Origin of the sequence: Sutterella massiliensis, assembly GCF_016899755.1 — a bacterium.
Lineage (GTDB): Bacteria > Pseudomonadota > Gammaproteobacteria > Burkholderiales > Burkholderiaceae_F > Sutterella > Sutterella massiliensis.
In genome coordinates, this window is record NZ_JACJJC010000014.1 from 37,047 (window position 1) to 62,769 (window position 25,723).

At 60.7% G+C, this 25,723-nt stretch carries 28 protein-coding genes and 3 tRNA genes; 20 read left to right on the forward strand and 11 right to left on the reverse strand.

The genetic code is table 11. The annotated features are described in order from the left end of the window. Window positions 1–38 precede the first annotated feature (38 nt). The 4 genes from H6A60_RS08920 to lptM all read right to left on the reverse strand — a co-directional run bounded on the left by H6A60_RS08920 (window position 39) and on the right by lptM (window position 4,356). A complete protein-coding gene (locus tag H6A60_RS08920) occupies window positions 39–1,310 on the reverse strand; it encodes a hydantoinase/carbamoylase family amidase (RefSeq protein ID WP_239477675.1) in 1,272 nt (423 codons plus the stop codon). Between the two features lie 241 nt (window positions 1,311–1,551). Beyond that, complete coding sequence (locus H6A60_RS08925; RefSeq protein WP_205103671.1) at window positions 1,552–2,598, reverse strand: GMP reductase; 1,047 nt, start codon at window positions 2,596–2,598, stop codon at window positions 1,552–1,554. Window positions 2,599–2,802: 204 nt separating this feature from the next. Beyond that, window positions 2,803–4,224: a diaminopimelate decarboxylase gene (lysA, locus tag H6A60_RS08930; RefSeq protein ID WP_205103673.1), complete on the reverse strand. Its 1,422-nt coding sequence runs from the start codon at window positions 4,222–4,224 to the stop codon at window positions 2,803–2,805. Between the two features lie 3 nt (window positions 4,225–4,227). Continuing rightward, window positions 4,228–4,356, reverse strand: a complete 129-nt coding sequence (gene lptM, locus H6A60_RS08935; protein WP_205103675.1) for an LPS translocon maturation chaperone LptM — start codon at window positions 4,354–4,356, stop codon at window positions 4,228–4,230. A 16-nt stretch (window positions 4,357–4,372) separates the two neighbouring features. On the opposite strand from lptM, the gene cyaY reads away from it, so the two are divergent. Beyond that, window positions 4,373–4,669, forward strand: coding sequence for an iron donor protein CyaY (cyaY, locus tag H6A60_RS08940; protein ID WP_205103677.1), 297 nt, complete (start codon window positions 4,373–4,375; stop codon window positions 4,667–4,669). A 139-nt stretch (window positions 4,670–4,808) separates the two neighbouring features. Here the strand turns inward: cyaY and H6A60_RS08945 are convergent, their stop codons facing one another. Next, complete coding sequence (locus tag H6A60_RS08945) at window positions 4,809–7,199, reverse strand: PBP1A family penicillin-binding protein (protein WP_205103679.1); 2,391 nt, start codon at window positions 7,197–7,199, stop codon at window positions 4,809–4,811. Window positions 7,200–7,640: 441 nt separating this feature from the next. Here H6A60_RS08945 and H6A60_RS08950 point away from each other — a divergent pair, with 441 nt between their 5' ends. From H6A60_RS08950 to tatC, 12 genes are all read left to right on the forward strand, one after another. Beyond that, window positions 7,641–8,123, forward strand: coding sequence for an acyl-CoA thioesterase (locus H6A60_RS08950; RefSeq protein WP_205103681.1), 483 nt, complete (start codon window positions 7,641–7,643; stop codon window positions 8,121–8,123). A 12-nt stretch (window positions 8,124–8,135) separates the two neighbouring features. Then, a complete protein-coding gene (locus tag H6A60_RS08955) occupies window positions 8,136–8,939 on the forward strand; it encodes an ABC transporter ATP-binding protein (protein WP_205103682.1) in 804 nt (267 codons plus the stop codon). After that, complete coding sequence (gene mlaE / locus H6A60_RS08960; RefSeq protein WP_205103684.1) at window positions 8,936–9,721, forward strand: lipid asymmetry maintenance ABC transporter permease subunit MlaE; 786 nt, start codon at window positions 8,936–8,938, stop codon at window positions 9,719–9,721. The genes H6A60_RS08955 and mlaE overlap by 4 nt, the downstream gene beginning before the upstream one ends. Before the next feature lie 22 nt (window positions 9,722–9,743). Beyond that, on the forward strand, window positions 9,744–10,223 hold the full coding sequence (mlaD, locus tag H6A60_RS08965) for an outer membrane lipid asymmetry maintenance protein MlaD (protein WP_439145080.1): 480 nt from the start codon (window positions 9,744–9,746) through the stop codon (window positions 10,221–10,223). A 33-nt stretch (window positions 10,224–10,256) separates the two neighbouring features. Continuing rightward, window positions 10,257–11,021, forward strand: a complete 765-nt coding sequence (locus H6A60_RS08970) for an MlaA family lipoprotein (protein WP_205103688.1) — start codon at window positions 10,257–10,259, stop codon at window positions 11,019–11,021. 66 nt (window positions 11,022–11,087) lie between these two features. Then, window positions 11,088–11,759 (forward strand): MlaC/ttg2D family ABC transporter substrate-binding protein, encoded by a 672-nt coding sequence (locus tag H6A60_RS08975; RefSeq protein ID WP_239477677.1) that lies wholly within the window; start codon window positions 11,088–11,090, stop codon window positions 11,757–11,759. Next, on the forward strand, window positions 11,756–12,037 hold the full coding sequence (locus H6A60_RS08980) for an STAS domain-containing protein (RefSeq protein WP_205103689.1): 282 nt from the start codon (window positions 11,756–11,758) through the stop codon (window positions 12,035–12,037). The genes H6A60_RS08975 and H6A60_RS08980 overlap by 4 nt, the downstream gene beginning before the upstream one ends. A 105-nt stretch (window positions 12,038–12,142) precedes the next feature. Next, the gene (gene murA, locus H6A60_RS08985; RefSeq protein ID WP_205103691.1) at window positions 12,143–13,396 is read left to right on the forward strand and encodes a UDP-N-acetylglucosamine 1-carboxyvinyltransferase; all 1,254 of its coding nucleotides are present in this window, start codon (window positions 12,143–12,145) and stop codon (window positions 13,394–13,396) included. 180 nt (window positions 13,397–13,576) lie between these two features. Beyond that, entirely contained in the window at window positions 13,577–13,915 is a 339-nt protein-coding gene (locus tag H6A60_RS08990) for a histidine triad nucleotide-binding protein (protein ID WP_205103693.1), read from the forward strand. A gap of 62 nt (window positions 13,916–13,977) precedes the next feature. Next, complete coding sequence (gene tatA / locus H6A60_RS08995) at window positions 13,978–14,223, forward strand: Sec-independent protein translocase subunit TatA (RefSeq protein WP_205103695.1); 246 nt, start codon at window positions 13,978–13,980, stop codon at window positions 14,221–14,223. 134 nt (window positions 14,224–14,357) lie between these two features. Next, window positions 14,358–15,026, forward strand: a complete 669-nt coding sequence (tatB, locus tag H6A60_RS09000) for a Sec-independent protein translocase protein TatB (protein WP_205103696.1) — start codon at window positions 14,358–14,360, stop codon at window positions 15,024–15,026. Window positions 15,027–15,038: 12 nt separating this feature from the next. Next, the gene (gene tatC / locus H6A60_RS09005) at window positions 15,039–15,842 is read left to right on the forward strand and encodes a twin-arginine translocase subunit TatC (protein WP_205103698.1); all 804 of its coding nucleotides are present in this window, start codon (window positions 15,039–15,041) and stop codon (window positions 15,840–15,842) included. 126 nt (window positions 15,843–15,968) lie between these two features. On the opposite strand, the gene H6A60_RS09010 is transcribed toward tatC, so the two are convergent. Beyond that, window positions 15,969–17,192 carry a S1C family serine protease gene (locus tag H6A60_RS09010; protein WP_205103700.1) on the reverse strand — a complete coding sequence of 408 codons (1,224 nt, stop codon included), beginning with the start codon at window positions 17,190–17,192 and terminating at the stop codon, window positions 15,969–15,971. 27 nt (window positions 17,193–17,219) lie between these two features. On the opposite strand from H6A60_RS09010, the gene H6A60_RS09015 reads away from it, so the two are divergent. From H6A60_RS09015 to H6A60_RS09030, 4 genes are all read left to right on the forward strand, one after another. Continuing rightward, window positions 17,220–17,972 (forward strand): Nif3-like dinuclear metal center hexameric protein, encoded by a 753-nt coding sequence (locus tag H6A60_RS09015; protein WP_205103707.1) that lies wholly within the window; start codon window positions 17,220–17,222, stop codon window positions 17,970–17,972. Between the two features lie 224 nt (window positions 17,973–18,196). Next, window positions 18,197–18,817, forward strand: a complete 621-nt coding sequence (locus H6A60_RS09020; protein ID WP_205103709.1) for a glutathione S-transferase N-terminal domain-containing protein — start codon at window positions 18,197–18,199, stop codon at window positions 18,815–18,817. 79 nt (window positions 18,818–18,896) lie between these two features. Then, a complete protein-coding gene (locus H6A60_RS09025) occupies window positions 18,897–19,310 on the forward strand; it encodes a ClpXP protease specificity-enhancing factor SspB (protein WP_205103711.1) in 414 nt (137 codons plus the stop codon). A 19-nt stretch (window positions 19,311–19,329) separates the two neighbouring features. Continuing rightward, a tRNA-Thr gene (locus H6A60_RS09030) sits at window positions 19,330–19,405 on the forward strand. 56 nt (window positions 19,406–19,461) lie between these two features. Here the strand turns inward: H6A60_RS09030 and prmC are convergent. The 3 genes from prmC to hemA all read right to left on the reverse strand — a co-directional run bounded on the left by prmC (window position 19,462) and on the right by hemA (window position 22,898). Then, window positions 19,462–20,295 carry a peptide chain release factor N(5)-glutamine methyltransferase gene (gene prmC, locus H6A60_RS09035; protein WP_205103713.1) on the reverse strand — a complete coding sequence of 278 codons (834 nt, stop codon included), beginning with the start codon at window positions 20,293–20,295 and terminating at the stop codon, window positions 19,462–19,464. Between the two features lie 17 nt (window positions 20,296–20,312). Next, a complete protein-coding gene (gene prfA / locus H6A60_RS09040) occupies window positions 20,313–21,389 on the reverse strand; it encodes a peptide chain release factor 1 (protein WP_205103715.1) in 1,077 nt (358 codons plus the stop codon). A 219-nt stretch (window positions 21,390–21,608) separates the two neighbouring features. Continuing rightward, on the reverse strand, window positions 21,609–22,898 hold the full coding sequence (hemA, locus tag H6A60_RS09045; protein ID WP_205103717.1) for a glutamyl-tRNA reductase: 1,290 nt from the start codon (window positions 22,896–22,898) through the stop codon (window positions 21,609–21,611). Window positions 22,899–23,184: 286 nt separating this feature from the next. Here hemA and H6A60_RS09050 point away from each other — a divergent pair, with 286 nt between their 5' ends. Next, complete coding sequence (locus H6A60_RS09050) at window positions 23,185–23,682, forward strand: hypothetical protein (protein WP_205103719.1); 498 nt, start codon at window positions 23,185–23,187, stop codon at window positions 23,680–23,682. 51 nt (window positions 23,683–23,733) lie between these two features. Continuing rightward, window positions 23,734–24,480: a 7-cyano-7-deazaguanine synthase QueC gene (gene queC / locus H6A60_RS09055; protein WP_205103728.1), complete on the forward strand. Its 747-nt coding sequence runs from the start codon at window positions 23,734–23,736 to the stop codon at window positions 24,478–24,480. Window positions 24,481–24,594: 114 nt separating this feature from the next. On the opposite strand, the gene H6A60_RS09060 is transcribed toward queC, so the two are convergent. Both H6A60_RS09060 and H6A60_RS09065 read right to left on the reverse strand, forming a co-directional pair. Then, window positions 24,595–24,670: transfer RNA gene (locus tag H6A60_RS09060), tRNA-Phe, on the reverse strand. A 27-nt stretch (window positions 24,671–24,697) separates the two neighbouring features. Further along, window positions 24,698–24,773: transfer RNA gene (locus tag H6A60_RS09065), tRNA-Phe, on the reverse strand. A gap of 215 nt (window positions 24,774–24,988) precedes the next feature. On the opposite strand from H6A60_RS09065, the gene H6A60_RS09070 reads away from it, so the two are divergent. Beyond that, window positions 24,989–25,699: a DsbC family protein gene (locus H6A60_RS09070; RefSeq protein ID WP_205103730.1), complete on the forward strand. Its 711-nt coding sequence runs from the start codon at window positions 24,989–24,991 to the stop codon at window positions 25,697–25,699. The last annotated feature ends 24 nt before the right edge of the window (window positions 25,700–25,723 follow it).

Sequence of the window (25,723 nt, forward strand, 5' to 3'; positions counted from 1 at the left end):
CCGAAGATGTGCGGAAGCTTCGCTTGGTCGGCTCGCAATCAGCGATCGAAGTCGATGGCAGCGCGCGTCAAAATCGCAGCACCCGCAAGGAAGTCTTCCATGCGCATGGCTTCGTCGGGGTTGTGCGAACCGTTCTGGTTCGAGACGAAGAGCATCGCAAAGGGGATGCCTTCAAGACCGAAAGTCTGCGCGTCGTGTCCCGCGCCCGAAGGCTCTTCAATGACGGGAACGGCGAGCTCGTCGGCAGCACGGTGCAGACGGCCGATTAGTTCGCTCGAGCTCTTCTGGGCAACGAGGCGGCCGACCGGGTCGAAGCGGAACTCAACGCCGTAGGCTTCGCCGAAGCGCTGTGCTTCGCGTCGATACTCATCGTAGAAGCTCGAAAGCGTCTCGTTCGAGAGTGAACGCGCGTCGAGGCTGAACGCGACGTAACCCGGAATTTTGTTGAAGGTCCCCGCATCGGGTGTGCGCAGGATGCCTGTCGTGAAGACAAGGTCTTCGCCGCGCGCAACGCGGTCCGCCCAGCGCTCGTGCATGTGCGTGAGAAATGCCATGCTGGCAGCGAGTGCGTCCTTTCGGTACGGATAGTCGATTGCGCCGGCATGCGCAGTCGTGCCGACGCACTCGATCGTGCGGTGCCAAACGAGTCCCCGGATGCCCGTGACGATCGCGACACGCGGCCCTTCGGGCATGTCGAGACGAACCCCCTGTTCGATGTGCAGCTCCATAAAGGCGGCGATGCGCTTCGGATCGACGACAGGTTTGCCTGAGACAAGGGGGGCGGGATCGATGCCGCAGGCGGCGATCGATTCACCGAGCGTTGGCGCGTCCGGGCGCCAGCGGCGGTCGAGATCTTCTTCGCTCAGTTTCCCCATCATGGCCTTCGAGCCGATGAGGCCCTGCTCCTCCGAGCGAAGCACGACGACGCAGAAATCGCGCTTCGGCGTAAAGCCCTGCGCCTTCATGGTTTTTGCGGCGAGAAGTGCCGCAGCAACGCCGGCAAGGCCGTCATAATTGCCGCCGTCAAAGACGCTGTCGGCGTGACTGCCGCAGACGAGTGCGGGCAGTGTGCGGTCTTCGCCCGGCACCGTCATCCAAAGGTTGCCCGCCAGGTCGTGCGAGATTTCGAGGCCGAGTTCTCGCCCTTTTTCTTCGAGTCGCGCCATGACGGCCGTTTCCACGGGACCGTAGCCCAAGCGAGTGACGCCGCGTCCGGGGGCCGGCGAAGCGGAAATCGCGCGAATTTCGTCAAAGACGGCTTGCGCAAGCTCGCCGTTCGTTCGGATGAAGTCGTTCATATTTATCGTCATGTCGGGGCCTCCGAAGGTTGCTGAAACAAGAACGAGCTTAAGACGCTAGGTGCTCGGGCGGCATCGGTTGTTTGGCCTAGACGAGAGCGCATTGCAAAGGAAAGCGCGAAATAAAGCCGGCGAGAGAACGAAAAAAGACCGCGGCGCATCGGGCGATGCGTAGCGGCCTTGCGGCGCAACCGCTTCAATCGGTGGTCATTTCGAAGCGGTCTTGTGCGCGGTTACAGATTTCCTTCGGCAATCAGGCACTTTTGCCGAAGATGTCGTTTGTCTGCATGGAGACGCGCACGAACGTCGTGCGCATCGTGAGCTCCTTCAAGCGGCGGGCACCGACATAGGTGCACGCCGACCGAACGCCGCCGAGAATCTGCTGCACGGTCGGCTCGACAGGGCCGCGTGCGGGCAGCAGCACCGACTTGCCTTCGGCGGCACGGTATTTCGCCACGCCCCCGGCGTACTTGTCCATGGCGTCCTTGGAGCTCATGCCGTAGAAACGCTTAAAGAACTTGCCGTCGACTTCAACGGTTTCGCCGCCCGCTTCATTGTGACCGGCGAGCATGCCGCCGAGCATCACGAAGTCGGCGCCGCCGCCGTAGGCCTTGGCAATGTCGCCCGGGACCGTGCAGCCGCCGTCCGAGCAGATGCGCCCGCCCAAGCCGTGCGCAGCGTCCGCGCACTCAATGACGGCGGAAAGCTGCGGATAGCCAACACCCGTCATCTTTCGCGTCGTGCAGACGGAGCCCGGGCCGATGCCGACCTTGACGATGTCGGCGCCCGAGAGCAGAAGCTCTTCGGTCATGTCGCCCGTCACGACGTTGCCCGCCATGATGACGAGATCAGGATAGGTGTCGCGCACCTTGCGTACGAACGCGACGAACGCCTCCGTGTAGCCGTTTGCCACGTCAATGCAGACATAGCGGATGGCGCCCTGCGGGGCGCGGCGCATGGTCTCACAGAACTTCTGCCAGTCGCCGTCGCCGATGCCGAGCGAGTAGAAGGCGGTGTGCTTTTCTTCCAGACGGCTGAAGAACGCGACGTACTCATCGATCGTATAGTGCTTGTGCAGCGCCGTTGACAGACCGTGTTTGCCGAGCGCCTGCGCCATCTCGAAGGTACCCGTCGTATCCATATTTGCCGCGATGATCGGAATCGCGTGATACTTCTCGCTAGAGTGCAGGAACTTGAATTCGCGGGTGATGTCGACTTCACTTCGACTCGTGAGCGTCGAGCGCTTCGGACGGATAAGAACATCCTTGAAATCGAGTCGAACGGTGTTTTCGATATGCATGCCTATGACCTCTCTAAAAATGGAGAGGATTCCGCTTGGGCCGCAGGCGCTTGGGGAATCCGCGCAGGAAAGTGTGGATTGGCATTGCGTGCGCGATGCACACGCAAAAAACGCCGAGCTTCTAGCACTTGCATGGCAGAAGTCCGGCGTTGAGTCATTGTAAGTCAAAGCCGACCCCCACCCGAGCGATCGGCCCCTAGAAATTTACGTTCGCTCGAGGCTCTCCTTCATGAAGCGAACAAACGCGGCCGTTTCTTCATAAAGAGCCGCTGCGCGTTCCCGCGCTTCGCCCGCCGCGGATTTATCAAGGAGGGAGCGTTGCGCCTCAATGAGATCGAGCGGCGTTTGGCGGCGCTTTTGCAGCGGTTCGACCCGATCGCCCGAAACAAGGACTTCAAAGGGCAGTGGACGCGAATTGTAGTTGGAAGCCATGGACATGCCGTAGGCGCCTGCCGTTCGCGCAACGAGCAGGTCGTTGTCGAAAGTGGCGATGATGCGGTTGCGCCCGAGGATATCGGTCGATTCGCATACCGGCCCTGCGATGGAAATCGGCAGTTCCGTTTGCGCGGCGGCGCTCCCCACGCGCTCGATTTCGTGCCAAGCGCCGTAGAGTGCCGGGCGGAGCAGTTCGCTCATTGAGGCGTCGACAATGGCGTAGCGCGCGCCCGCACGCGCGTGCTTCAAAAATTCAACGCGCATGAGGAGTACGCCCGCTTCGGCCACAATGGAGCGGCCGGGTTCGATGAGGTAGGTGAGCGCTTCACCGGGGAGCACCTCGCGCGCTTTTTCAACGAGCGCACTGACGAGCTCGCCGGGCGGGAGTGTTTTTTCGCCCTCGCGGTAGGCAACGCCCGCACCGCCCCCGAAATCGATGTGCTTCAGAACAATGCCTTCGGCGTGCAGCTGACGAACAATGTCGGCGAGCACTTCGACCATGCACAGGTAAGGCTCGGTCGACTGGATTTGGCTGCCGATGTGGCAGGAAATGCCGACAATTTCGACGTGCGGCAGTTCGCGGGCGCGGCGATAGAGCGGCAATACGTCGTCGCGATCGACGCCGAACTTCGAGGTGCCGAGTCCGGTCGCGATTCGTTCTTCAACGTGCGGATCGACATCCGGATTCACGCGCACGGCGATCGGTGCGCGGCGCCCGAGACGAGCGGCTTCTGCCTCAATGCGTTCGAGTTCTTCAATGCTTTCGATGTTGAAGCATCGAATGCCCGCAAAGAGCGCAAGCGCGATTTCCGGCCGCGATTTGCCGACGCCCGAAAAGACGATTTTCTTCGGGTCGGCTCCCGCAGCGACGGCTTTGAGAATTTCGCCGCCGCTCACGGTGTCGAATCCGGCGCCTCGGCTTGCGAGCGTCTCGAGAATGCCAAGGGCCGCATTGGCTTTGACTGCGTAGCAGACAAGGTGCGGGGTTTCGCCAAAGGCCCGGTCGTACGCGGCAAAGCGCGATTCGATCATCGCTTTGGAGTAGACGTAGGTCGGCGTGCCGAAGCGGCGCGCGATTTCTTCGAGCGAAACGCCCTCGCACCAGAGCGTGCCGTCGGGCGTCGGTCGGCCGAAGCCCTGCGCAAGCGGTTCGCTTTCGCTATGCTCTCGGGCGGGATTCGATGCGTGCATGACTCAGAATCCTCTTTGGACGGCGTCGGGCTCGTCGCCCGGCATGTAAAGGTCGCCCTTGAGGCCGCAGCCCGCGAGCGTGAGACTCAGGATGGCGGCAATCGCGCCGAGGAAAACGGTTTTTTTGATCATGACGAAGAGGGAAAAAATGGATGAGACGACTTTTCTTGCTGCGGCAGACAAAGCGCTCGAAGCGCTGCAGGACGCGCTTGAGGCCGAGTATGATGACCTCGACTGTACCCGCAGCGGCAACGTGCTGACGATCGAACTCGAGTCGGGCGCGCAGGTCGTCGTGAACATTCAGACGCCGATGCGCGAAATCTGGCTCGCATCGCACTTCGGCGGGCTGCATTTCGAGATGCGTCCCGAGGGTTGGATCGATCCGAAAACGGGCGGCACGCTCCTTGCGGCTGCCGAGTCTGCCGTGGCCCGCCTGCGCGGCTGACCGCCCAAGCAAGCTTTCATTCTATTGCCGCAGGCGATCTGCTTTTGCGGGCGGTGCGGCAATTTTTATTAGTGCCCCCTGCAAAAGAAAGCCCCGCCGGATTGCATCGATCGGGCGGGGCATTTTGACTGGCGAGCACTCAGAAGATCTGGTCTCGAACGAGCTCGCGCGTCTCTCTGTTGACGTCTTCGCTCGAGGCGGCACCCTCTTCGGGGAGAACGCCCTTCACGGGATCGCGGTAGTAGAGAAGTCCGCCGCGTTCGACGACGGAATCGGGCTGCACGCGCACCGTTTCGGGGACGTCCTTGAGCGCGGAGCGCATGTAGTCGATCCAGATCGGCAGTGCAAGGCCGCCGCCGGTTTCGCGCGACCCCAGGGGCTTCGGGTTGTCGTAACCCATCCAGCTCACGCCGACGAGGTTGCCCGAATAGCCGCAGAACCACGCGTCGTGACTGTCGTTCGTCGTGCCCGTTTTGCCCGCGATGTCGCCGCGCTTGAGTTCTCGCGTCGCGCGGGCGGCCGTTCCGCGAACGGCGACGCCGTGCAGCAGCGTATTCATGATGTAGGCGTTGCGTTCCGTGATCGCGCGAATGGATTCGTCGCCCGCCTGGCGGTTCGTCGCCTGCATGAGCGTTCTGCCGTCGGCGTCCGTGACGCGGTCGATCAGGTACGGCAGCACGCGGTAGCCGCCGTTGGCAAAGACCGTATAGGCGCCGAGCATCTGCCAAGGCGTGACGCTGCCCGCACCAAGCGCCATCGGGAGGTTGGCCGGGTGGTCCTTGGGCGAGAAGCCGAAGCGCGTGATGTACTGCTGCACGTACTGCGGCGTGATCGCCTGCATCACACGGATCGATACAAGGTTCTTCGAGCGCTCGAGTGCGCGGTATAGCGGCATCGGGCCGTCAAACCTGTTCTCGTAGTTGCGCGGTTCCCAAAGGCGATTGCCCGTGAGCTTCGGGTCAATCGAAATCGGCGCATCGTTGACGACGGTCGACATCGTGAACCCCTTGTCGAGCGCGGCCGAATAAATGAACGGCTTGAAGCTCGAACCGGGCTGGCGCCACGCCTGCGTGACGTGGTTGAACATGTTGAGGTTGAAGTCGAACCCGCCGACGAGCGCATTGACTGCGCCCGTATTGAAGTTTGCCGAAACGAACGCCGTCTCGACGCGCGGCACCTGCGCGAGCGTCCAGCCGAGCTTCTTCTTTTTGCCCTTGCCCGATTCGCGTCGCATGACGCGGATGATCGAACCGGGTCGGATTGGATCGATATTCTTGCCGGGCTTGGCGGCAAGGTGCCGGCGCCCGAAGCGGTAGCTCTCGTCGTCAAGCTCCACGGTTTCATTGGCGGAAATGGCGGCAACGACTTTCTTCGGGGACGCTTCAAGAACGACCGCGGGCAGCATGAAGGGCGAGGAGGCCGTGCGCGAGAGCGCGGTGCGGATCGCCTTGGCGCGTTCTTCGGGCTTGCTTACGTCGACGAATCCTTCGGGGCCGCGGTAGCCGTACTTGCGGTCGTAAGCGATGAGGTGCCGGCGCACGGCTTCGACCGCGGCGAGCTGGTCTGCCGTATTGATGGTCGTGTAGACATTCAGACCGCGCGTATAAGTTTCGTCGCCGAAGATGTCGTAAACGAGCATGCGCGCTAGCTCGGCGGCATAGTGCGCGGTGACCTTGTCGTCTTTGTCGCCCGCCATGACACGCTCTTCGGCATTAGCGACGCGGCGCGTCTGCATCGGTTGCGCCTTTTCGCTTTGGTAGGTGAGTTCGTCGATGTGGCCGAGGTCGTACATGCGGCGCAGTACATAGTTGCGGCGCATCGTCGCGCGCGTCGGGTTCACGATCGGGTTGTAGGCCGAGGGCGCGACTGGCAACCCCGCGAGCGTAGCCGCCTCTCCCACGCTAAGTTCCGCAAGCGGTCGGCCGAAGTACGTGCGCGCGGCGCTCGAGAAGCCGTAGGCTCGCTGCCCGAGGTAGATCTGGTTCATGTAGATCTCGAGAATCTGGTCCTTCGTGAGCTGACTTTCGATCTTGAAGGACATGGCGATCTCGTAGAGCTTGCGCGTGTACGTTCTCTCCGAGGTGAGAAAGAAGTTTCTGGCAACCTGCTGCGTGATGGTCGAGCCGCCTTGGGCGCGGCGCCCCGTGAGGAGGTTGATGACGGCCGCGCGCGCGATCCCGGTGATTTCAATCCCGGGGTGCTCGTAGAAGTCGGCGTCTTCGGCGCTCAAAATGGCATTTTTGACGTGCTCGGGGATCTCATTGAGGTGCACGAAGTCGCGGCGCTCTTCGCCGAATTCGCCAATCAGCTTGCCGTCAGCGCTCCAGATGCGAAGCGGCACCTTCGGTCGATAGTCCGTCAGCGTATCGATCGGCGGCAGCTGTCGATAAATGAAGGCAAAAATGAAAACTGCGAGGAGCACGCCGGCGGCAAGCCCTGCCGCGCAGAGGCCTGCAAGCCATTTGAAAAAAGTGCCGACGCGCGAGCGGCGCGCAGCAGTGCGTGCGGTTTTTTTCGTTCTGGGCGACACCGGTGATCGGGAGGGAGAAAAAGACAATAAAAGCGCATGAGCGGGACCGGCTCGGCACCCGCTTGCCCGCAGAATGAATTGAGGCGGCGGCCTCGGTGCGCCGAGACCGGTTCAAGCGGCCATTATACGAGTCGGTCTTTGCGCAATGACCGAGTGTCCATGGTGCGTCTTTGCAACACTTTGCTCTTTTTGAACAGTCGTCAACAGCACACGGTAAGGCTGGCGTAAAATAATCGCCTTGCACAACACGGTCGTGGGGCGACGCTCTACGAAGCAGGCGAAGCGCGCGCAGACTGTGCACATCGTATGCTTGGGGCGTTTTTTTATCCTCGGGTTCTGAACGTTTGTTCAGCGCTCGTGCAGGGTACCCTCCGGGCTTTGGATTCAGTTCATTCGCATGACGCGGTGTTCCGTTACGGCACGCCGCGCGATTGATTTTTAATGACCGAAAGGATTTATCGCGAGACATTTGTTGTCGGCCCGGAGTCGATTGATGTGCTTGGGCACGTTAACAACTGCAAATACTTGAAGTGGATGGAGCATGCCGCCATGCACCACGCTGCGTCCATTGGCTGGGGCTTTGCCGCGCTGCGCTCGATGGGGCGCACGTGGGTTGCCCGCGAGCATTGGGTCGAGTATCTGCGGCCGAGCTTTGAGGGCGAGCGTCTCGAGATGTTTTCCTGGATTCAAGGCTGGCGCGCTGCCGCAAGTCTGCGCCGCTACGCCATTCGACGCGCCGACGAACTCATCTTCGTCGGCGCGACGGAATGGGTGTTTGTCGACTATGAGAAGCGCCGTCCGGCGCTTTTTGCCGACGAGCAGATTGCCGTGCTCGAAAAGTACGCCGTTTCGCCCGAGGACCCCGTGCTCGAATCGCTCGGGATCGCAAGAAGCGTCCGCTATCTGCCGAGTCGAGGGCTTTGAGAGGAGACGACGATGAAGGATTCTTTGCTGATTGATCGTGTGACGTTCGGCTACGGCTCGCGCCTTATCCTCAAGGACGTGTCGATGCGTTTCGGCGCAGGCCAGGTCGTTGCGATCATGGGCGGCTCTGGCATGGGCAAGACGACACTCTTGAAGCTCATCGGCGGCCTTTTGAAGCCGCAAAGCGGTACGGTGACTTTCTGCGGTGAAAAGGTCGATGCCGACGATACGGCTTCGCTTTACAGGCTGCGCCGGAAAATGGGCATGCTCTTTCAGTTCGGAGCGCTTTTCACCGACATGTCCGTGTTCGAAAATGTCGCTTTTCCGATGCGAGAGCAGACCAACCTTGACGAGGAGACGATTCGCGACCTCGTTCTCATGAAGCTCGCTGCCGTCGGACTGCGCGGTGCTGCGCCCCTCATGCCTTCGGAGATTTCGGGCGGCATGTCGCGCCGCGTGGCGCTTGCGCGCGCAATCGCGCTCGATCCGGCGCTTATTCTCTACGACGAACCGTTTGCCGGGCTCGACCCCATTTCGATGGGCGTTACCGCAAATCTCATTCGCCGTCTCAACGATTCGCTCGGCGCCACGTCGCTTATTGTCACGCACGACGTGGCCGAAACCTTTGCGATCGCCGACTACGTGTACATGATTTCTTCGCAGCGCGTCGCCGCCGAAGGCACGCCCGAAGCGCTCAAGCGCTCGGACGACCCGTTTGTCAAGCAGTTCATCGGCGGACTGCCCGACGGCCCGGTGCGCTTTCACTATCCGGCGCCCGATTACGGTGCCGATCTCGGATTCGGAGGCGGGCAATGAAGGGCATCGCCGACTTTTTTGCGCTCCTTGGCCGCGCCGTCTTCAAGACGATTCGCGGCATCGGGCGCTTCGGCATTTTTTCGGCAGCATCGTTCGTTCGGCTCGGCGGCGTGAAGCTGCGCTACGTGATCGAGCAGATTCACTTTATCGGCAACTACTCGCTCTTGATCATCGGCGTTTCGGGCCTCTTTGTCGGGTTCGTGCTCGGTCTGCAGGGCTATTACGTGCTTGTGAGCTACGGTAGTGAAGAGGCGCTCGGCGTCCTTGTCTCGCTCGCGCTCGTGCGAGAGCTCGGTCCGGTCGTAACGGCGCTTCTCTTTGCCGGGCGTGCCGGCACGGCACTTACGGCCGAAATCGGCCTGATGCGTGCGGGTGAGCAGCTCACCGCCATGGAAATGATGGGCGTCGACCCGTTGCGGCACGTGATTGCGCCTCGCCTGGCGGGCGGCCTTGTCGCCATGCCGATTCTTGCGCTTGTTTTCTCGGCGATCGGCATCGTCGGCGCCTGGATCGTGGGCGTGGGTCTCATCGGCACCGACAGCGGCGCCTTCTGGTCGCAGATGCAGGGCTCAGTCGACGTCTTTCACGACATTCTGAACGGCTTTGTCAAAAGCGTCGTTTTCGGCATTGCCGTGACGCTTGTGGCTCTTTACGAAGGCTATACGGCGCGTCCGACCCCGGACGGCGTCGCCCGTGCAACGACGACGACCGTCGTCGTCTCCTCTTTACTTGTCCTCGCGCTTGACTTCATCATGACCGCTTGGATGTTTACGACTGTTTAGTTTTTTAGCAACGACGAGCAATATCATGCAGAAGACGCGTTCACTTGAAATTCTGGTCGGGTTCTTCATTGTGCTCGGCTTCCTTGCTGCGCTCTTTATGTCGCTGCAGGCAGCCAACCTCGGAAGCTTCTCCTTCGGGCACAAGACCTATATGGTGACGGCTGAGTTTGACAATATCGGCGGCTTGAAGCCTCGCGCGGCCGTCAAAAGCGCGGGCGTCGTTGTCGGCCGCGTGAAGTCGATCGTGTTTGATCCGGAAATCTTCCAGGCGCGCGTAACGATGGAAATGGACGCTGCATATCCGTTCCCGGCCGACACCTCCGCGAAGATCCTCACTTCGGGGCTTTTGGGCGAGCAGTACGTCGGACTTGAGGCCGGGGCCGATATGGAGAACCTGCAGGACGGCAGCCGCATTTCGCGCACGCAGTCGGCCGTCGTTTTGGAAACCCTGATCAGTCAGTTCCTTTATTCGACGGCAGAGAAAGAAGGCGGCTCGAAGTAAGCACGCACGGCAAACGAGACCGGAGATGAATCGATGACAGCTCTCAAACTTTTCGGCCGCGCCCGCTTTGCGGCGCTCGGCGCAGCGCTTCTCGCCGCTGGCTGCGCGCAGGTGCCGCCTGACGCCGGCCAGAATCCGGCCGACCCCTTCGAGAAGTTCAACCGCAATATGTGGGCCTTTAACGATGCGATCGACCGAGCGGTGCTCAAGCCTGTTGCAACCGCCTACGTCGACTGGGTGCCCGAGATTGTCCGCAACAGAGTCACCAACATGACGGACAATCTTTTTGAGCCGAGTAACGCGCTCAACAACACGCTCCAGGGCAAGGTTGACGACGGCATCACGTCGGTGTTCCGCTTCCTCATCAATTCGACCTTCGGCATCGTCGGCATGTTCGACGTCGCAGAAAAGATCGGCATGCAGCGCCACGAAGAGGACTTCGGCCAGACGCTCGGCGTCTGGGGCGTGCCATCGGGCCCCTACCTCGTGCTGCCCTTTATGGGTCCCTCGAGCGTTCGCGACGTGACGCGTTATGCCGAAGAGTTCGGCACAAGTCCGCTCACTTACGCCTTCTGGGACGAAGATTGGTGGATCGGCGCGAGCTTCACTGTCGTTGCCGTTATCGATGGTCGTGCGCAACTTCTGCAGCTCGAAAACATTCGCGAGAGCACGATCGACGAGTATGTGGCCGTGCGTGACGCGTACCTCAAGATGCGCGCCAATCTGGTTCGCGACGGCGAAGCGCTTGACGAGGAAGAAGAGCTCGAGCAGCTCACGCCGCTCGAGTTTGACGAATAAGGCTTTATGATCGAGGTCGAATGCGGTGACGCACGCTGCGACCGCACAATTTCGAGGAACGACATCATGATTGACCGCAGAACGCTTTTGGGCGCCGCACTCGGTGCCTGCGCCCTGATCGGGCTGCCCGCGGCGCAGGCTGCCGAGCTGCCTTACGACGACAAGGGCGATCCCTTCAAATTCATTCTCGACCTCAACAACGCCGTGCTCGATCGCATTCGTGGCGACAAGTCGCTCAAGAGCGGCGACATCGAGGCGGTACGCAAGCTCGTCGACGGTCTCATCATGCCCGCGGTTGACTTCACAATGATGACGCGCATGACGGTGGGACCGAAGTGGCGCAGTGCCACCGACGAGCAGCGCAAGGCGCTTGAAGAAGGTTTTGAACTGCTCCTGATGCGCGTCTACTCGGGTGCGCTCACCAACGTGACCGATCAGCGCGTCGAGCTGCGTCCGACGCGCTCGAAGGCCATTCGCGACGAAATGGTGATCCGCACGCTCATGAAAGGCAGCGGCACCGCTCAGCCGGTGGGCCTCGACTACCGCATCTATCGCGCCAAAGAAAAAACTTGGAAGATTGTGGACGTCAACATCGAAGGCATTTGGATGGTTGAGAACTACCGCTCGCAGTTTGCGAGTATCCTCAATCAGGAAGGCGTCGACGGTCTGATCCGCCAGTTCAAGGAAAAGGGCGAAAGCCTTGCGGCGAGCATGAAGTCGCCCGGAGCCAAAGAATGAAGCTTGTGTTCGAGCGGGTGAGCTACGAAACGGCTCCCGAAGTAAAGCGCCTCGTGCTCGGTGCGGTTGAGGCGGGCGACGAGGTGATCGACCTCTCGATGCTGCGCCACGCTGACAGCACGATGCTCTCGATTTTGCTTTCGGCTGCTCGGTGTGCGAAGCGCCGCGGCTCGAACCTTGTTATCCGGGCGATGCCCGCCGAACTCGAGTCGCTCGCGGCGCTCTACGGCGTAAGCGGCTTTTTGCCGCTCGAGCGCAATCGAACCGAAGCGGCATAGCCCCAAAAGAAAGCTGCCGTCGCGCGCGGCGTAGCGAACTATCGAACAACGCCTGCGTCGACGGCTTCAATCGGTCCGTTCGCGGGCGCCTCTGACAGGACCAACATGGAAAAACTCAAGATTCGAGGCGGACGCCGTCTTGTGGGCGAAGTCCGCGCTTCGGGCGCAAAGAATGCAGCGCTGCCGATTCTTGCCGCGTCGCTTTTGACCGCACACGATCTCGTGCTGCACGAGGTGCCCGATCTCGCCGACGTGCGTACGATGCTCAAGCTTCTCGAAGGCATGGGCGTTCGCGTTGAGCGCAGCGGCAGCGACGTGCGGCTCAATGCCGGGGCCGTGACGTCGACCGTGGCGCCCTACGAGCTCGTCAAAACGATGCGTGCTTCCATTCTGACGCTCTGTCCTCTCGCGGCGCGCTTCGGACACGCGCGTGTGAGTCTGCCCGGGGGCTGCGCAATCGGCGCACGTCCCGTCGATCAGCACATCAAAGGGCTTGAAGCGCTCGGCGCAGAGGTTGAAATCGATCACGGGTATCTCAACGTCAAGTGTGCTCGCCTCAAAGGCACGCGCATCGTCACCGATATGGTGACCGTGACGGGCACGGAAAACCTGATGATGGCCGCTGTTCTCGCCGAAGGACGCACGGTCATCGAAAACGCCGCACGCGAGCCCGAAGTGACCGATCTCGCCAACTGCCTCATTGCAATGGGCGCCAAGATTTCGGGGGCGGGCACTTCCACGATCACGATCGACGGCGTTGAAGCGCTTGGTCCGGCCGAGCATTCGGTCGTGCCCGACCGCATTGAAGCGGGCAGCTTCCTTTGCGCTGCGGCTGCCGCCAAGGGCGACGTCCTTGTGACGCACTGCGTACCCGCCGACCTTGAAGCCGTTATTGCGAAGTTGCGTGAGATGGGGTGCAGCGTTGAAACGGGCGCCGACTGGATTCGCCTGCGAATGGATTCCCGCCCGAAGGCGATCCGCATTCGTACGCAGCCGCACCCGGGGTTCCCGACCGACATGCAAGCGCAGTTCATGGCGGTGCTCGCGCTCGCCGACGGCGCTTCGCAGGTGACGGAAACGATTTTCGAAAATCGCTTTATGCATGTGCCCGAACTCAACCGCTTGGGCGCTCATATTCTCACCGACGGCAACAACGCCAATATCGAGGGCGTCGAGTCGCTTTCCGGCGCCGATGTAATGGCGACCGACCTGCGCGCCTCGGCTTCACTCGTGATTGCCGCGCTTGCCGCTTCGGGCGAGAGCACCGTCGATCGGCTCTACCACCTCGACCGCGGCTACGAACGCATGGAAGAGAAGCTGCGGGCGCTCGGCGCCGACATCGAGCGCATTCGCTTGTGAGGCGCCGCCTTTTGATAAGCCTTCGATAAGCCGAAAAGAAAAACATGTGTGGCGCGGGAGAAAGCTCCTGCGCGATAATTGAAAGATCCGTGCTGCGCTGCCCGAGACGCCGCGCGGCACCGCGCTCGACCCTCTGTTCGGCGGCGCGCGTCCCACTCACAAGCGAGGTCATTTCAAGCCATGCAGAAAGAGGATTGCATCTTTTGCAAGATCGCTCGAGGCGAAATCCCGAGCGGCAAGATCTATGAAGACGACGAGGTTTTTGCCTTCCGCGACATCAACCCGAAGGCACCCGTTCACTTTCTGATCATTCCGAAGAAGCACATCGAGTCTTTGGCCCACTGCGAAGCCGTAGACACGCCGCTTTTGGGTAAAATGCTTGCGCTTGCACGCACCCTTGCGCTTCAGGAAGGCTGCGGCAACGGCTTCCGCGTGGTAATCAATACCGGGCGCGACGGCGGCCAGGAAGTGCCTCACCTTCACGTTCACGTGATGGGCGGCCCGCAGCCCTGGAAGTAATTTTTTCAGACAGTTCGCCCCCGCAAAAGCGGGGCTTTCTCACAGACCTGCAGGAGAAATAAATGGGTTCCCTTTCCGTTTGGCATTGGCTGATCGTTCTCGTGATCGTCGTGCTCGTTTTCGGTACCGGCAAGCTCAAGAATATGGGCAAGGATCTCGGCGGCGCCATCAAGGGCTTCAAGGAAGGCATGCGTGAAGGCGACGAAGCCCCCGCCCAGGCCGAAAAGAAGGAGATTGCTCAGGAAAAGACCGCCGCCAAGGGCGAAGCAATCGACGTTGAAGCCAAGGAAAAGCAGCCGAAGGCTTGATCGCGTTTTTCGCGATCGCATGTACGGACCGTCTCTACCGTTTCTAAAGGAGGCGGTCCGGATCTTGTCAAGCACGGACCGCGGCAGCGCCAGCGCGTTTCCGCGGCCTTTTACGCACTGCAAGCAGAGGTGTCATGTTTGATTTCGGTTTCAGCGAAATGCTCATCGTCGGCATCGTGGCGCTCGTCGTTCTCGGGCCGGAGCGTTTGCCCGTCGTAGCGCGTACCGCCGGCGAATGGATCGGTAAGGCGCAGCGCTTTGTCGCACAGGTGAAGTCCGACATCGACCGCGAAACGGAGCTCTCCGAACTCAAGAAGATTCAGGAAGAGGCTCAAGCCATTGCCAACGATGTGAAGACCGAAGTCGAATCGACGGCGAGCGACATCGAAAAGAACATGAACGAGACGGCCAAGGCGGTCGAGGCGGCGGGTGAGTCGATCGAGTCCTCTGTCAACGAAGCGGCGGCCGAGACGGGGGCCGCGGATGCGGCGGGCAAGCTCGAAAAGGCTGCCGAGCCGGTCGTTCAGAAGGTGCGCACGACCACGCCCGAAGACCTCGCGCAGATCTACGGTTGGGGCTCGAACGAGAGCGAGCCGCCGCAACCGACCTACGGCGGCTGGACGGAGCCGAAAACCTTCAAGAAGCGTTATCACAGCGGTCCGTCCGTCGACGAGCTCGCGCAGGAAATCGAGCGGCTTCGCCGCGAACTCGGCATGCGCGAAACCAATATGGGCGGCACCGTCGGCAGACGTCGCGCGCTCGCGCCGCGTGCCCGCAGCAATCGAACCCGAATTTATCGCTAAGGACTTGCAAGCATGTCAGACGAACAGAAACTGCTTGAGGCTCCCGACGATCCCGCCAACGAGCAGCCGCTCATGAGCCATCTCGTCGAGCTGCGCAACCGCATGGTGAAGGCCGCGCTTGCCGTCATCGTTGTTTTCGTTGCGCTCTCGCCCTTCATGAAGGAAATCTTTGATTTCCTCTCCGAGCCGCTCATGGTGGCGCTGCCTCAGGGCGTGAAGCTCCTTGCAACCGGCGTGGTGGCTCCTTTCTTCGTGCCGCTCAAAGTGACGCTTTTTGTGGCGTTTCTTATCGCGCTTCCCGTGGTGCTTTACCAGTGCTGGGCTTACATTGCGCCCGCGCTCTACCGCCGTGAAAAGCGCCTGGCGCTGCCGATCATCGTCTCGTCGATCCTGATGTTCGCTCTCGGAATGACGTATTGCTACTTCATCGTCTTCCGAGTGGTCTTCCAGTTCATCGCGGGCTTCTCACCCGAGTCGGTGAATTTTGCGCCGGACATCGATGCATACTTCAGCTTCGTTCTGACGATGTTCCTCGCCTTTGGCGTGACGTTTGAAGTGCCAATCATCGTTGTGGTGCTTAACCGCGTGGGCTTCGCTTCGCACGAAAAGCTCGTAAAGGCGCGCCCCTATGTGATCGTCGGCGCCTTCGTGCTCGCCGCCATCTTTACGCCGCCCGACGCGCTCTCGCAGATTCTGCTTGCCGTGCCGCTTGTGCTTCTTTTCCAGCTCGGTATCGTGCTCGTGAAGTACTTCGGCCGCTCGAGCGAAGAAATCGAAGAGGCCAAGGCCAAGCAGGCTGACGAAGAAGAGGCTTGATCGCGGGGCGACCAGGAGGTCGCACCAAGGTGTTCCAATACGCAAAAGAAAAGCGTCCGTTCGCTCTGAACCGGGCGCTTTTCTTCGTTTGGTCACTTGGGATCGGAGGTCGGGCGTGCTCTTGGGTTAGCGACCGACGTCTTCGGGCGCCTCGGGCGGCAGCGGGATAAGCACTTCGCGCTCACGAGACCCCACCGGTCGCGTACTCACACGCACGTTGAGCTTGAGGCGCGTCGTGCCGCGCAGCACATCTACTTCAACGGTGCGGCCCGGTTCGAGTTTTGCAATCTCACGCAACATTCTGTTCGCCTGCTTCACAGGGTGTCCGTTGATCGAGAGGATGATGTCGAACGTGCGCATGCCTGCTTGCGCGGCCGGGCTCTCGGCGATGACTTCCTTCACAAGGACGCCCGACTTCACGGCAAGTCCCAGGTCCTGTGCAAGCTCTTCGCTGAATTGCCGCGGTACAAAGCCCAGGTAGCCGCGTTCGATGTGCCGTCCGGCCATCATGGCCGGAAGTACCTCGCGAACGAGCGAAGCCGGAATCGCAAAGCCGATCCCAACCGAGCCTTCGGATTGATCGGGCGAGAAAATGGCCGAATTGATGCCGACGAGCGCGCCCGAGAGATCGATGAGCGCTCCGCCGGAATTGCCCTGATTGATGGCCGCATCCGTCTGAATGAAGTCTTCGTAGTTGTTGAGCCCGAATCCGTGCCGGCCGAGCGCGGAGACGATCCCGTACGTGACGGTCTGTCCAACGTCAAAGGGGTTGCCGATCGCAAGCACGGCCTGCCCGATCTGCAGGTTCTCGCTTTGTCCGATCTCAATCACGGGAAGCGATTCGGCGGCTTCGATTTTGAGAAGTGCCAGGTCCGTTTCCGGGTCCGTGCCGAGTAGGCGCGCTTCAAAGCGCCGGCCGTCCGTGAGTGCTACGAATAGATTGGTGGCGTCTTCAACCACGTGGTAATTTGTGAGCACGCTGCCGTTGGCGGCAACGATGACGCCGCTGCCGAGCGCCGTCATGTGCAGTTCTGGAAAGTTGTTCCAGTCGCTGCCAAGTTCCTGCGCATGCTCGCCCGGCACGACGCGACGGCTGAAGATGTTGACGACCGCGGGTGCTGCGCGCTCGACGGCGGCGCTGAAGTTGTTGGCCGCCGCCGCGAGGTCGCCCGTTGCGATGCGCTCGATGGCATCGGGATTTTGATCGGGCGGCTGCGCTTTGTCGCTCAGGGCCTCATAAGCGAGAATAAAGCCGCAGCCGACGGTAACCGCTTGCGCAAAAAGCAGCCAGAGACGTTTGGCAAACGTCTTGACGCAAGCTTTCGGCTGGGCGGAGTTCGGAGCGGACATGAGCGCGATTAGCTAGGAAAAAAAGAAATGAAAACCAAAGAATTGATTGAGTTTCTGAACGCTTATCTCGAAGCGGACAAGTTTCAAGATTATGCTCCGAACGGCTTGCAGGTTGAGGGATCGGACGAGGTGAAAATTGTGGCCCTCGGTGTCTCTGCGTCGCTTGAATTCATCGAGAAGGCACGCGCGATCGGCGCCGATACGCTGCTCGTGCATCACGGCTGGTTCTGGAAGGGCGAGCCGAGCCCGGTTGTGGGCTTGAAGCGGCGTCGCTTGGGCGCCGTGATCGAGGGCGGACTGAATCTTCTCGCGTACCACCTGCCGCTCGACGCGCATGCCGTCTCGGGCAACAATGCCGAACTCGCTCGCCTCTTGGGACTCACGATCGAAAGTCGCACGGGCTTTCTCGATCTGCTGCATGTCGGGCGCCTTGCCGACGGACCGATGACGGCTCAGGCCTTTGCCGAGCGTGTCGAGACGGTGCTCGGGCGCAAGCCGCAGCTTTTTGGCGACCCCGAAAAAACGGTTTCCCGCATCGGCTGGTGCTCGGGGGCCGCACAGTCCGATCTCCTTGATGCGGCGGCGCTTGGCTGTGAGCTCTTTCTTTCCGGTGAAGTACGCGAAGCAACGCCCTACGAAGCGCGCGAGACGGGGTGCGTTTATCTGGCTGCAGGTCACTACGCCACCGAGCAATTCGGCATCCAGGCGCTCGGCCGCGTGCTCGAGCGCGAGTTCCCCGAACTCAAGTGCGTCTTCATTCCTGTCGACAATCCCGTCTGAGGCGAGACTGCGGGCGGCGTTGCGTGAGTTGACTGCGCGGCGCACGTTTTCCCGAAGCTTTGAGAAAAGTGGGCGTTTGCTTTGAGACAAGCGGGGTGTATTTTCGATAAAATCAACGGTCTGCCTCGGTGTCTCTTGCGCGCGGCTTCTTTCGAATCGAAAGGTTCGGCGGCGTGCGGTGCACGGCGGCATGAAGCGAAAAAACAGAAGGGAAAGCTCCAACCATGATGATCCTTTACTCGGGCCCCACCTGCCCGTTTTCCCAGATGAGCCGCATCATCCTCAACGAAAAGGGATGCGACTTTCAGATCGAATCGATCGACGTCGACGGCTACACCGAAAATGAAAGCAACGTGGACCTCGCGCAGCTGACGCCGTACGGCGAGCTGCCCGTTCTGCTCGAGCGCGATCTTCTTCTCTACAACGTGTTTGTGGTGAACGAATACATTGACGAGCGCTTCCCGCATCCGCAGCTTATGCCGACGGATCCGGTCGGTCGTGCCCGTTCGCGTCTCTTCCTGCACGTGATCGAACGCGAGATCTTCCCGCATATCCGCACGCTCGAAAATTCGAAGGCTTCGCCCGAACGCAAGGAACACGCCCGTCTCCGTCTGCGCGAGAACCTTGAAGTGCTCTCGTTCCGTATCGGCGAAACCAAGTTCCTGCTCTCCGACGATTTCGGCATGGTCGACGCCGTTCTCTCGCCGATCCTCTGGCGCCTCGAGTACTACGGCATCGAATTGCCTGCGACGGCTGGCAAGCTTGAAACCTACAGACAGCGCCTCTTCATCCGTCCCTCGTTCATTGATTCGATGACGCCGCAGGAACGCACGATGCGCAACTGATGCTGCGGGCACCGAGCCTGCCGCACCTTATGCAAAAGCCGGCGCTTTCGAACGCCGGCTTTTTTTCGGAGAGAGAACCATGTCGAGAAACTTTCAACTGCGCGCCGACGTGATCGAGACGGTGCGTTCCTACTGCGAATCGCAGGGCGTTTCCACCTACATCTGGGTGCAGCTTGACGAGGCCTGCAGCGTTCCGCGCAGTTTTGCCCAGGGTAATGCCATTGTCCTCGATATTTCCGAGCTCGCGGTCAACCGCTTCTCGATGGCCGACGGCTGGCTCGTTTTCCAGGCGCGCTTCGGTGAAGCCAACGAAATCGAAACGATTGAGGTGCCGCTCAACCGAATTGTGCTCGTCGCACCCGAATCGGATCCGCAGAACGGTGCGAGCTTTATGGTGTTCCCGACGACGGACGAAGTGAAGAACGCTCGCTCGAACGGTGCCCGGGAAGCGACGCCTCGTCCCGCGATGCGCAGACCCACGCGAGTGAAATAAGCTATACTATATCTTCTATGCCTCCTTAGCTCAGTTGGTAGAGCAACCGCCTTGTAAGCGGTAGGTCGTCTGTTCGAGTCAGTCAGGAGGCACCAAATACACATCCCGTACCGCCCGAGAAGAGCGGTGCGGGATTTTTGTTATCGAAATCTTATTCGGCGCGTCGTCCGAAAGTCACGCGGTCGTTGCCGCCGTAGTCCTTCTTGGTGTGAACGGCGGCAAAGCCTGCCGATAGGAGAAGATTGCGTACGTCCTCGCCCTGGTCGTAGCCGTGCTCGAGCAGGAGCCAGCCCCCCTTTTTTAAATGCGCCATTGCGCCTGCGACAATGTCGCGCAGGCACTGAAGGCCGTCGATGCCGTCGGTGAGTGCGCCGAGCGGTTCGTTGCCGAGGTTGGCAAGGTGTTCGTCGTCAGGGCGAATGTAGGGTGGATTGCTCACCACGACCTCGAACATATCCTTTTGCGGGACGGCATCCCACCAGAACCCCTCGCGGAAGCGGACCGACGCGCCGAGCGCGCGCGCGTTGCGCTCGGCCGTTGCGAGCGCCGCAGCCGAGGCATCGGTGGCGGTGACTTCTGCGCCGGGAATTTCAAGCGCAAGCGTGATGGCGATGCAGCCGCTGCCCGTGCCGAGATCGAGAATGCGCGGCTTGGCAGGCGCGACGAGAAGTGCTTGCTCGACGAGCACTTCCGTGTCCGGGCGCGGAATGAGCACCGCGTCGTTGACTTCGAAGTAACGGCCGAAGAATTCCTGTCGGCCCGTGATATAGGGAATAGGAGTGCCTGCCGAGCGCAGTGTGATCAGCATGTGGTAGCGCAGGATGCTCTCTTCGTCGAGCGTCTCGTCGTCGTGCGCAATAAGGAATTCGCGCGTGCGCCCAATGGCATGCCCGAGGAGCAGCATCGCTTCAAACCGTCCGATCTGGGCGGCGCCGAACGCGATTTGGGCGCGGATGGTATCAAGAGCGTCAGCGGAAGCGGACATGCGATTCTCCGGGCGGGTTAGGCGAGTCGAGCAAGCTCGTCGGCCTGATGCTGCGTGATGAGCGCGTTGATGATTTCGTCAAGATCGCCGTTCAGAACGGCATCGAGCTTGTAGAGCGTGAGATTGATGCGGTGATCTGTCACGCGCCCCTGCGGGAAATTGTAAGTTCGGATGCGCTCGGAACGATCGCCGCTGCCGACCAAGCTGCGTCGTTCGCTTGCTTCGCGCGCCTGCTGCTCCGCTACCTGCGCCGCGTAAATGCGCGAGGCGAGCACCTGCATGGCGCGCGCTTTGTTCTGCTGCTGACTGCGTTCGTCTTGGCATTCGACGACGAGCCCTGTCGGGATGTGCGTGATGCGAACGGCTGAGTCCGTCTTCTGAATGTGCTGCCCGCCCGCGCCCGAAGCGCGGAAGACGTCGATGCGCAGATCGGCCGGATTCAGAATAACTTCTTCGACTTCGTCCAATTCAGGCAGAATCGCCACGGTGCAGGCGGAAGTGTGAATGCGGCCCTGCGACTCGGTCGCAGGTACGCGCTGCACGCGGTGGCCGCCCGACTCGAACTTCAGCCGACTGTAGGCGCCGCGTCCGATGATGCGAACGATCACTTCACGGTAGCCGCCGAGTTCGGACTCGTTTTTCGAAACGATTTCGCTCTTCCAGCCTTGAGTTTCCGCATAGCGAAGGTACATGCGCAGGAGGTCGCCCGCAAAGAGCGCCGATTCGTCACCGCCCGTTCCGGCACGAATTTCAAGAAAGATGTTCTTTTCGTCGTTCGGATCTTTGGGCAGGAGCTCAATCTGCAGATCGTGCTCGAGCGCTTCGAGGCGCGTGCGCGCCGCGTCGATTTCTTCGAGCGCGAAGTCGCGCATGTCCGGATCTTCGAGCAGCTCTTCTGCCGTTTCGAGATCGCGTTCGACCCCTTCGTAGGCCTCAATCATGCGCACGACGGGTTCGATTTCGGTGCGCTCGCGAGAGAGATCGCGAAAGCGGTTCATGTCGGCGGCCGTTTCGGGGGCGGCGAGCATGCGGTCGATTTCTTCAAGACGACGGGAGAGCGAGCCGAGTTTGGCTCGAACGGAATCGGAAAGCATCGCAGAGATTCGCAGGCGGTTTGGTGATTGTTGTAGAGGAACTGAGGATAGCGGGTTGAGCGAACGGCTGCATCCGATTGATGCGTGTGTGCGGTTCTGCGCAAAGAAAAAAAAGCCGGCATCGGTACGCAAAAAGAACGGGACCGATTCCCTAAGCGAAGAATCGATCCCGCATATGTTTCGCTGTTGCAGCTGCCGGAAGCCTTGCCGGCGGCTGCTCTAGCGATCGTGACGCCGGTAGAAGCGGTCGAGCAGGTGCCCCATGAGTTCGCGGTCCTCTTCGCTCAGGCCTTCGCCGTTACGCAGCAGTACCGTGGGGTCGTGCACGAGCTTGTTGGTGAGGCCGTGCGCGAGCATTTCGAGGACCTCTTCGGGCTTGTCGCCGTGGTGCAGATGACGCAACGCTCGGGCGAGCTCCTGGTCGCGCAAGTAGTTGGCGCGGTCGCGCAGCGACTGGATACTCGGGACGGCATCGCGCAGCTTGAGCCAGTGCGTGAAGTCCGTCACGCGCAGGCCGATGATCGTTTCAGCCTGTGCAATGGCTGCCTGGCGGCTGTGTAGGCCTTCGCTCACAACCTTGCCGAGGTCGTCGACCGTGTACACATAAACGTCGTCAAGTCGCTCGATCTCGGGTTCGACGTCGCGCGGCACCGCAAGGTCGACGATGAACATCGGACGGTGGCGGCGCTCGTTGATCGCGCGCTCGATCATGCCGAGACCAATGATCGGCAGTGCCGAAGCCGTGCAGGAGACGACGATGTCGTACTGTGCGATGGTATCGGGCAGATCCGCAAGCCGGATCGCATCGGCATGCACCGTGCGTGCGAGCACCTGGCCGCGCTCGAGCGTACGGTTGGCAATGGTGATGCTTTTCGGATGTTGCGCAGAGAAGTGCGCCGCGCAGAGCTCGATCATTTCGCCCGCGCCGACAAAGAGCACGCGCTCGTTTTCGAGCGAGCCGAAAAGGCGCAGCGCGAGACGAACGGCTGCTGCTGCCAGACTCACGGAGTTGGCGCCGATCGCCGTGGCGGTACGCACCTCTTTGGCGACCGTGAAGGTAGCCTGGAAGAGGTGGTTGAGCATGACGCCGAGGCCGCCTGCGGTGCGGGCGATCTTTTCGGCTTTCTTCATCTGGCCGACGATCTGCGTTTCGCCGAGCACCATCGAGTCGAGGCCCGAGGCCACGCGGAACGTGTGGCGGGCCGCTTCTTCCTGCTCGAAGGCGTACATGTGCGGATCGAGCTCGCTGCGGGAGACACCCTTCGTCTCGGCAATGTAATTGAGGATCGACTCGCGTGCGGCTTCGAGGTTTTCCGCAGCGCAATAGAGTTCGGTGCGGTTGCAGGTCGACAGCACGGCGGCTTCATGGATGCCGCCCGCGGACGCATTCACGAAACGTTCAAGCAGTCGCGTGATCGTATCGGCCACTTCTTCAGGGCCGAAGGCGACGCGTTCGCGTACGGACAAAGGCGCCGTCGTATGGTTGAGACCTAAAGCGAGAAGCTGCATGACGAAGTTCCGGGACGTGCAGTCGGGGCTCGGCACTTTTTTGGGGTCCTGCCGAGGCTGCCGTCCGCTAAGAGGTTATTCTTTATGGAAGTTTGCGAATTATATGTAGCAAATTGTTTTCTATTGCTTAAGAGCGCGCTTTTAAACGCGTTCGCGCGGTTTTTCGAACAAGGCGTTTTTCAAGGTAAGAGCACACGATGAAGAGAGTTCGACTGCCGCTTCTTAGAGGCAACGCGAGGCAATCGGGCGAACGGCCTCGCCGGGGGGGGGGCTCACCGAGTCGGCGTTGCATCCCGACGCGGCGCAGGCGCTCTTTGAAGAGGCGCTCACGGAGACGGCCGCGCAGATGCGCCGACTCGTTCGCAAGCGTGCCGCTTTTGCGGCCGGTGCGGCGCTCGTGCCGATCCCCGGACTCGATTTTTGCACGGATGTCGCAGGACTTTCTGAGCTGCTCGACGAGATCAACCGTGCCTTTCACCTGACGCCCGAAGATCTCGATGCGCTCGCGCTTGCCGAGCGTCGCCGCGCGCTTGAGGCGATCCGGCTTGCCGGCGCGGTCTTTGCCGGTCAGACGCCCACGGCAGCCTTTGTCATTGCTATCCTCAAGCGCTTCGCCGTGCATTGGTTCGGTGCCAAGGCCACCAAGTGGATCCCGGTAATCGGCCAGGGTGCGGCGGCAGCTTCTTCGGGAGCGCTTTTCGTGATGCTCGGCGACGCACACATCCGTGCTTGCCTCGAGGTACGCCGCCGCATCCGTGCGACAGCGCTGCTGCCCGCGTCATAAAGAGAGCTCGCTCCCGAGAAGCCCATTTTTCACTCAGCGATATTCGGTGACATGACCAGTTTTTCCACGCAATCGGCCGCAGCCCGCGAGCGCGGCGCACTCGTTCTTTTTTCCGGCGGACAGGACTCCACGACGTGTCTCGGCTGGGCGCTCGAGCGTTTCGGGCGCGTCGAGACGCTTGGCGTTGATTACGGGCAGCGACATTCTGTCGAGCTCGAATGCCGCTCGCGCGTACTCGAATCGGTCCGCGCGCTCAACGCCGATTGGGCTGCTCGCCTCGGTGAAGACCATATGCTCGATATGTCCGTTTTGGGAAGCGTCGCCGACTGCGCGCTCACCGACAAGCGGCGCATTGCCTTTGAGGATTCTGGGCTGCCCAACACGTTCGTGCCCGGGCGCAATCTTCTTTTTTTCACATTTGCGGCCGCGCTTGCCTATCGCCGGGGGCTCGACGTCCTGATCGGCGGTATGTGCGAAACGGATTATTCGGGCTATCCGGATTGCCGCGACAATACGCTCAAGAGCCTGCAGGTGACGCTTTCGCTCGGGCTTGATCATCCTTTCGTGATCGAGACGCCGCTCATGCGCCTCACGAAGGCCGAGTCCTGGACGCTCGCCGAAGAGATCGGCGGCGAAGCGTTCGTGCGCCTCGTGCGAGACGAAACGCATACTTGCTACATGGGGGATCACGCACATCTGCATCCGTGGGGCTACGGCTGCGGGGAGTGTCCGGCTTGCCGTCTGCGCGCACACGGTTGGGAGACCTGGGAAAAGCACACGCACTACGACGGCCAGTGATTCGGTCGGCGCCGATTCGTTCGGCCGCGAGGGCGGCCGAACAGCAAAAGGTCGGAGCAGTACAAAATGCAAAAAAAACCGCCGGTCGGTTCAGACCAGCGGTCAAAAATTTTGTGGTGGCTAGGGACGGAATCGAACCGCCGACACGCGGATTTTCAATCCGCTGCTCTACCAACTGAGCTACCTAGCCAGCAAAAACATCCCAAAACATCACGACTGGTGGCTAGGGACGGAATCGAACCGCCGACACGCGGATTTTCAATCCGCTGCTCTACCAACTGAGCTACCTAGCCGCCGTAAAGTGACGAAGCTCGAATTATATGGATGTGACGCTCTCTTGGCAAGAGACGCACGCAAAGAAAATGAAAAAGTACATTCAAATACCGTGAATGCGGTATGTTTGTAACAGGCGAGTGACGGCGCCCTTCGGTAATCTTCAGGCACTTATGTCGCATCTGCGCACAAACACTAGGTTCGTGCGCAAGTATTCTCAATGGAATCAAAAGCTATGACATTCAAGCGTCTTGCGGCCGCCGCTCTTTTCGTCCTGACTGCGGCGAGCGCAGTCCATGCCGCGGACGAGCAGAGCGTGCGCGATCATCTGATGAAGAATACGGGTTTGCGCGCCGAAAGCGTTACCCCTTCGCCCGTGCCCGGCATTTGGGAGGTGTTCATCCAGGACCGTTTGTTCTATGTGGACGATACGGTCGAGCACATCTTCTCGGGCTCGATCATCAGCACGAAGTCCCAGACGAATCTCACGCAGGAGCGCTTGCGCCGCTATGCCCGTGAGAACTGGAACAAGTGGCCGCTCGAGGATGCCGTCAAGCAGGTTTTCGGCAAGGGCGAGCGCCAAGTGATTGTCTTCTCCGATGCGAACTGCGGCTATTGTCGCCAGATGGAGCCAGTCTACGAGGCGGTCGGCAACCTGACCGTTTACACCTTCATAGCGCCGATGATTCGCGGCGAACAGAATAACCGCGAGATCGTTTGCTCGAAGGATCGCTCGAAGGCTTGGCACGACTGGATGCGTAACGGCGTGGCGCCCGCCCCCGCGCCTGCGGACTGCGACGCTTCCGTGCTGCAGCGCAATCTTCAGCTCACGGGCCGCTACAACATCACGGGCGCGCCCACGTTCTTCTTCCCGACGGGCGACCGCATGACGGGCGCCGTGTCCGCCGAGCAATTCGAGAGCCTCTTGGCCGCGCAGACGAAGTAACTCGCAGTGCGCTTCAAATCAATG